Annotated in this window: 1 protein-coding gene; it reads left to right on the top strand. The window is 73.2% G+C overall.

Annotation, left to right across the window (positions count from 1 at the left end; genetic code table 11):
- The first annotated feature begins 218 nt into the window (after window positions 1-218).
- Window positions 219-7,607, top strand: a complete 7,389-nt coding sequence (locus F1734_RS19175) for a non-ribosomal peptide synthetase (protein WP_238423985.1) — start codon at window positions 219-221, stop codon at window positions 7,605-7,607.
- Window positions 7,608-7,700: the final 93 nt, after the last annotated feature.

Here is a 7,700-nt window from a genome sequence, read left to right as displayed (position 1 = left end):
CGCCGTGCCGGCGTGGTGGGGCTCCCTTCGGTCGAGGGGAGCCCCACCACGTTCGGGCAGGTGGGGCCCGTAAAGGTAACGTCGCGGGCGTCTCGGTGGATGAACGGGTGGCGGCTACCGGCCGGTACGGTCCCGCCGAGGACGCCGGGCGCAGTGACTATGCTTGATCGTTCGCGCGTGCTGGCAACGGAATCGAAGCGAAGGATGTGGGCACCTACATGCGGTCTTCTCGACACGACGGCAGTCCGGGCGAGAGCGATCCGGCGATCGCTCCGGAGCCGTCCGCCGGGAGGCACCGCGAACGCCCTGCCCGCAGCCGCCGACCGGCGCCGGCCCGCCCCCAGCGCGGCGCGCGTGCCCGCACCCAGGTGGCACTGCTGCCCCAGCTGCTGGCGTCGACCGTGGAGGAACGCGGCGACCATCCGGCGGTCGTCACGCCCGGCGGAACGGGCCTCACGTACCGGGAGTTGGACGCGAGGTCGTCGCAGCTGGCGCGAGTGCTGATCGCCCGGGGCATCGGGCCCGGCGACGTGGTGGCCGTTGCCGTGCCGCGCTCGGTGGAGTCCGTCCTGTCCGTCTGGGCGGTCGCCAAGTCGGGCGCGACCTTCCTGCCCGTGGATCCGAAGTACCCCGCCGAGCGGGTTCAGCACATGGTGTCCGACTCGGGTGCGGCCGTCGGACTGACCCTGGCCGCCTTCGCCGGCGCTCTCCCGGGATCGACGCAGTGGACCGCGCTCGACGATCCCGCCGTGGCCGCCGACATCGCGTCCCGCCCCAGCCACCCGGTGTCGTACGCCGACCGGCTCCGCCCCCTGTCGGAGCTGCATCCGGCGTGGATGATCTACACCTCCGGGTCGACGGGCCTGCCCAAGGGCGTCTCCGTCCCGCACAGCGGCATCGGCTCGCTGATCACCGCGGAGCGTGAGCACTACCGGGTCACCGCGGACGCCCGGGTGCTGCACATCTGCTCGCCCAGCTTCGACGTGTCGATGCTCGAGCTGCTGGCCACCTTCGGCGCGGGCGCGACCCTCGTGGTCTCGCCGCCGACGATCGTCGGCGGCGCGGACCTCTCGGAGCTGCTCGCGGCCGAGCGCGTCACCCACACGTTCATCACCCCCGCCGCCCTCGGGTCGGTGGACCCTCGGGGACTCGACGACCTGCGCGTGGTCGTGGTGGCGGGGGAGAGCTTCGGACCCGATCTCGTCGAACGGTGGGCCGCACCCCACCGCGACTTCTTCAACGGCTACGGCCCGACCGAGGCGACCATCCTCGCGGTCAGCAGCGCCGCCCTGCACCCGGGTGAGCCGATCCGCATCGGCACCCCGATCCCCGGCGTGGGCGCCTACGTGCTCGACACCCACCTGCGGCCGGTCCCCGCCGGTGTCACCGGCGAGCTGTACCTGGCGGGCGCACAGCTCGCGCTCGGATACCACGCCCGGCCGGGTCTGACCGCCGACCGGTTCGTCGCCAACCCGTTCGCCGACGGCGGGGCGCGCATGTACCGCACCGGCGACCTCGTGCGCCGCGACGAGGGCGGTGCGATCGAGTACCTCGGCCGCTCCGACTTCCAGGTCAAGATCCGCGGCTACCGCATCGAACTCACCGAGATCGACGCGGTCCTCGTCCGGCACCCGGACGTCGAGTTCGCCACCACCGTGGGCCGCCCGCTGCCGTCCGGGGAGACCGCGCTCGTCTCCTACGTCGTACCGGCAGGTGCGGCCGCGGACCTCGACACCGGTGCGCTCGTCGAATTCGCGGCCGGCTTCCTGCCCGACTACATGCTGCCGGCGGCAGTCGTCCCCATCCCCGAGGTGCCGCTCAACCCCGTCGGCAAGCTCGACCGCGCGGCCCTTCCCGACCCCGTCTTCGCGGTCCGCGAGTACCGGGCGCCGCAGACCCCGACCGAGCAGGCCGTCGCCGACGTCTTCGCCGACGTCCTCGGCGTCGAGCGAGTCGGCCTCGACGATTCCTTCCTCGACCTCGGTGGCAACTCGCTCGTCGCCACCCGGCTCGTCGCCCGGCTCGGCGCCGTCCTCGACACCCGGGTGCCGGTGCCGCTGGTGTTCGAGGCCCCGACGGTGCAGGCCCTCGCCGACCGGCTCGAGGCGCAGGCCGGTTCCGGGGCCCTGCCGCTCGTCGCCCGCGACCGCCCCGAGCAGGTCCCGTTGTCGCTCGCCCAGCAGCGGATGTGGTTCCTGAACCGCTTCGCGCCCGAGTCGGCGGTCGACAACATCCCCGTCGCGATCCGGCTCGCGGGACACCTCGACGTCGATGCCCTGCAGGGGGCGGTCGCCGACCTCGTCGCCCGGCACGAGTCGCTGCGGACCGTGTATCCGGAGATCGACGGCGACGGCTACCAGGTGGTGCTGCCGGCGGCCGAGGCCGTCCCGGATCTCACGCCCGTCGACGTCGAGATCGAGGACGTTCCCGCCCGGGTCCTCGAACTGGTCGGCACCGGGTTCGACGTCACCGCCGCCGTGCCGTGGCGCGTCGCCCTGCTGCGGATCTCGGCCGAGGAGCACGTACTCGTCTTCGTCGTGCACCACATCTCCGGCGACGGCTTCTCCATGACGCCGCTGACCCGTGACATCGTCGCCTCCTATCGGGCGCGTACCCGCAACGAGCCGAACCCGTTGCCGCCGTTGTCGGTTCAGTACGCCGACTATGCACTCTGGCAGCGGGAGGTGCTCGGTGACGAGGACGATCCCGAGTCGGTGCTGTCCCGGCAGCTCGCCTACTGGCGCGCGCAGCTCGCGGACCTGCCGGAGGAGCTCGGCCTCCCGGCCGATCGTCCCCGCCCCGCCGTCGCCTCCAATCGCGGTGCCGCCCTTCGCTTCCCGATCGACGAGGAAGTGCACGCCGCGCTCGCCGAGCTGGCCCGCACCCACAACGCGAGTGTGTTCATGGTGGTGCACACCGCGCTGGCCGTGCTGCTGGCCCGCCTGTCCGGCACCGACGACATCGCCGTCGGCACCCCCGTCGCGGGCCGCGGCGAGGCTGCTCTGGACGACGTGATCGGCATGTTCGTCAACACCCTGGTGCTGCGCACCGCCGTCGTGTCCGGTGAGTCGTTCGCCGACCTGCTCGCCCGGGTGCGGGGCACCGACCTCGAGGCATTCGCGAACGCAGACGTGCCGTTCGAACGCCTCGTCGAGGTGCTCGACCCGCCCCGCTCGCAGGCCCGGCACCCGCTGTTCCAGGTGATGCTCACGTTCCAGAACCTGCCGCAGTCCACCCTCGAGCTGCCGGATCTGCGCATCTCCGGCGTCGAATTCGACACGGCGATCGCGAAGTTCGACCTTCAGGTCACCGTCGCCGAGCAGGTCTCGGACCGCGGCGCGCCGGGCGGGATGACGGTCGAACTCACCTACGCCACCGACCTTTTCGACGCCCCCACGATGACGTCCTTCGCCGACCGATTCACCCGGATCCTGCGGGGCGTCGCCACGTCCGCCGCCACCCCGATCGGCACGCTGCCGTTCCTCGGCGACGCCGAGGCCGAGCGGATCCTCACCGAGTGGAGCAGCCTCGGACCCGGCGCCCCGGTGCCTGCCGAGGCGACCCTCGTCGACCGCTTCGAGTCCGTCGTCCGCCGCAGCCCCGACGCCCCGGCCGTCACGTTCGCCGGACGCACCCTCACGTTCGCCGAGCTCGACGCGCGGGCCAACCGCCTGGCCCGGCGGCTCGTCGCGGCCGGAGCGGGCCCGGACGAGCTCGTGGCCGTCGCGCTGCCCCGGTCGGCCGACCTGATCGTGGCACTGCTGGCGGTACTCAAGTCGGGTGCCGCGTATCTGCCCATCGACACCACCTATCCCGCCGAGCGGCTGCGGTACATGCTCGAGGACTCCCGGCCGCGCTGCCTCCTCACCGACGCAGGCGGTGTCCTGCCGGACCTCGGCCTGCCACGGGTGCACGTCGAGGACGACGACCCGCACGCGCCGAGCGGGCCGGTCACCGACGCCGAGCGGATCGCGCCGCTGCGCGCGGACAACCGTGCGTACGTCATCTACACCTCCGGCTCGACGGGCCGCCCGAAAGGCGTCGCGGTCACCCACCGCAACGTGCTGACCCTGTTCGCCAACGCCGAACCGCTGTTCGGGTTCGGCTCCGACGACGTGTGGACGCTGTTCCACTCCTACGCGTTCGACTTCACGGTGTGGGAGCTGTGGGGACCGCTCCTGTACGGCGGCCGGCTCGTCGTCGTCGACTACCTCACGTCGCGCTCCCCCGAGCAGTTCCTCGAGCTGCTGCGGGCCGAGCGGGTCACCGTGCTGAACCAGACCCCCTCGGCGTTCCTCCAGCTCGACGAGGCCGACCGGGTGGCGTCGGTGGAGCGCCCCGACGCCGGTCCGCTCGCCCTGCGCTACGTCGTGTTCGGCGGCGAGGCCCTCGACCTCGGCAGGCTCGAGGGCTGGTACGGGCGCCGGCCCGTGGCCCCGACCCTGGTCAACATGTACGGCATCACCGAGACCACGGTCCACGTGTCGTTCCGGGCCCTCGACCGCGGCGACGCCCGCGCCGGTGCCGCCAGCCGGATCGGCCGCTCGCTGCCGGGTCTGCGGCTGCGGGTGCTCGACCGGCTGCTGCAGCCCGTCCCGGTGGGCGTGCCGGGCGAGGTGTACGTCTCGGGCGATCAGCTCTCGCGTGGCTACCTCGGTCGTCCGGGGCTGACCGCCGCCCGGTTCGTCGCCGACCCGTTCGGGTCGGGCCGGCTCTACCGCACCGGCGACGTCGCCCGGTGGAACGCCGACGGTGAGCTCGAGTACGCGGGGCGCAGCGACGCGCAGGTGCAGTTGCGGGGATTCCGCATCGAACTCGGCGAGGTCGAGGCGGCGCTGGTGCGTGCCGACGGGGTGGCCCAGGCGGTCGCGGTGGTCCGCGACGACGGTCTCGGCGATCGGCTGGTCGCATACGTGGTGCCCCGCGCCGGGGAGGACCTCGACGTGGCCCGCGTGCGCGAGCAGCTCGGCGCCTTCCTCACCGGCTACATGGTTCCGGACGTCGTGGTCGTTCTCGACGAGCTGCCCCTCACCGTCAACGGCAAGCTCGACCGGCGCGCCCTGCCGGTGCCCAGGGCGACCACCACCGCGGGCACGCGCCGCGAGCCGGTCACCGACGCCGAACATGTCGTGGCACAGGTCTTCGCCGACGTGCTCGGCGTCGAGGGAGTCGGGGCGGACGACTCGTTCTTCGACCTCGGCGGCAACTCGCTCATCGCGACGCGGGTGATCGCGCGGGTCAACGAGTCGCTGGGAACCGCCCTGGCGATCCGTGAGCTGTTCGAGGCGCCGACGGTGGCCGAACTCGCCGCCCGGGCCGACGCACACGCGGAGTCGGTGGCCCGGCCCGCGCTGACCGCCGGGTCCCGGCCCGACCGGGTGCCGCTCTCCCTCGCCCAGCAGCGCATGTGGGTGCTCAACCAGCTCGACCCCGCCTCCGCGAGCTACAACATCCCGCTCGCGATCCGGCTGCGCGGCCGCCTCGACACCGCGGCGCTCACCGCGGCCGTGCGCGACGTGATCGACCGGCACGAGTCGCTGCGCACCCTGTACCCGCAGGACGAGACGGGGCCCTACCAGCGCATCCTCGACGCCGACGCCGTCGTGCCCGCGGTGGTGCCGGTCGAGGCCGCATCCGAGCAGGAGGCGCTCGCCGAGGTCGTCGCCCTCGCTGCCGAAGGGTTCGACGTCTCGTCGCAGGTGCCGGTGCGCGGCCGGATCGTCTCGGTCGGCGCCGACGACCACGTGCTCGCTCTCGTCGTCCACCACATCTCCGCCGACGGTGCGTCGCTGGCGCCGCTGGCGCGGGACCTGATGACCGCGTACGCGGCGCGGTTGTCCGGAGATGCTCCCGCCTGGGCGCCGCTCGAGGTGCAGTACGCCGACTATGCGCTCTGGCAACGCCGGGTCCTCGGCGACGCCGACGACGCGCAGTCCCCGGCCGGTGCCCAGCTCGCCTACTGGCGTTCCCGCCTGACGGGCGTGCCCGAGCTCCTCGATCTGCCCACGGACCGGCCGCGGCCGCCGCAGCCGTCGCTGCGCGGCGGCACGGTGGCCGTGCAGGTCGACGAGCAGATCCGGCAGCGGCTCGACGCGCTTGCGCTCGCGCACCGGGCGTCGCTGTTCATGGTGGTCCACGCGGCCCTCGCGGTGCTGCTGGCCCGCCTCAGCGGCACTCACGACATCGTCGTCGGCACGCCGGTCGCGGGCCGCGGCGACCGGCGCCTCGACGACCTGGTCGGGATGTTCGTCAACACCCTTGCGCTGCGTACGGACGTGGACCCGGCGGCGTCCTTCGCCGAGTTGCTCGACCGGGCCCGCGCGGTCGACCTCGAGGCGTTCGGTCACGCCGACGTGCCGTTCGAGCGGGTGGTCGACGACGTGGTCGCCGCGCGCTCCCCGGCCCGGCATCCGGTCTTCCAGACGGTGCTGTCGTTCCAGAACACCGAGGCAGCGCGGCTCGAACTGCCGGATCTCACCGTCGAGGCGCTCGACGGCGGCGAACTCGCCGCCAAGTTCGACCTGCAGGTGACGGTCGATCCGCGCGAGCACCCGGGCGGGACGGCCGCCGGCATGCACGTCGGGTTCACCTATGCCGTGGACCTGTTCGACGCCGGCACCGTCGCCACCTTCGCCGAACGTTTCCTGACCGTCCTGCGCGCCGTCGCGGAGAGCCCTCGGGCCGTGGTCGGAGACATCGACATCCGGACCGAGACCGAGCGCTCGGCGCCCGCCGACATCGAGCCCGAGCCGGTGGCGGCCCCCGACCGGGTCGAGCGGACCGTGCCGCAGGAGTGGCAGGTCGCGGTGGAGTCCGACCCGGAGGCCCCGGCGTTCGTCGCGGACGGTGCCGAGGTCACCTATCTCGAGCTCGAGCGCCGGTCGTCGCAGTGGGCCCGGTATCTCATCGCCCAGGGTGTCGGGCCCGGCGACGGTGTCGCGGTCGCCGCGCCGGCCGGGCCGGAACTGGTCATCGCGCTCTGGGCGATCACCAAGGCGGGCGCCGCGATCGTGCCTGCTGTCTCCGGCTCCACGGCCGCGCAGACACCCGGGCTCGGGTTGGCGACGCACGGGGCGGACGTCCGGCCCTCCGCCGCTGCGCGCTGGCTGTACCTCGACGAGCCGGCGACGGTGGCCACCGTGGCGGCGCTGTCCGCCCGTCCGGTCGACTACTCGGAGCGGGTCCGGGTCCTGCAGCCGCAGCACCCCGCGCTGTGGGTGGCCGGCCGTGTGGTCGACCACGGCGAACTGGTCGCCCTCGCCCGCGGCGGAGGGGCGGCGGGGAAGCTGGACTACGAGTCACGGTTGCTGGTGTGCGACGGTACGGCGGAGCAGTGGCGCGTCTTCGCGATCCTGGCGGCCGGGATCGCCGGTGCGGTGGTGGTGGTGCCAGAGCCGGACGCCGACCTCGCCGCCGTGGTGACCGACGAGTGGGTGACCCACGCGTTCGTCGCGTCGTCGCAGGTAGAAGCATTGAACGACGCGCCGGCCGAGGACCTTCGGGTCGTGGTCGTCACCGACCGCGACGAGGTTCCCGCGGGGTCCGCCGCAGCGGGTGACGAGTGGGCGACAGTGGCCGCCGTCGACCCGTGGAGTATGCGGAACTGAATACCGGCCGGTAGATTGCCTGCGGGCGGGACGAGTTCTCCATTCTCTTCCCGCGCGTGGAAGGAGCTGTTCCGTAGTGCAACGCAGGAGCCC

Source organism: Rhodococcus ruber, from assembly GCF_016804345.1.
Classification (GTDB): domain Bacteria; phylum Actinomycetota; class Actinomycetes; order Mycobacteriales; family Mycobacteriaceae; genus Rhodococcus; species Rhodococcus ruber.
This window is presented reverse-complemented; position numbering and strand designations above follow the sequence as displayed.

What these genes read in the sequence shown, in the direction of transcription:
- F1734_RS19175 (WP_238423985.1), top strand. Translation starts at nt 219, where the DNA reads ATGCGGTCTTCTCGACACGACGGCAGTCCGGGCGAGAGCGATCCGGCG.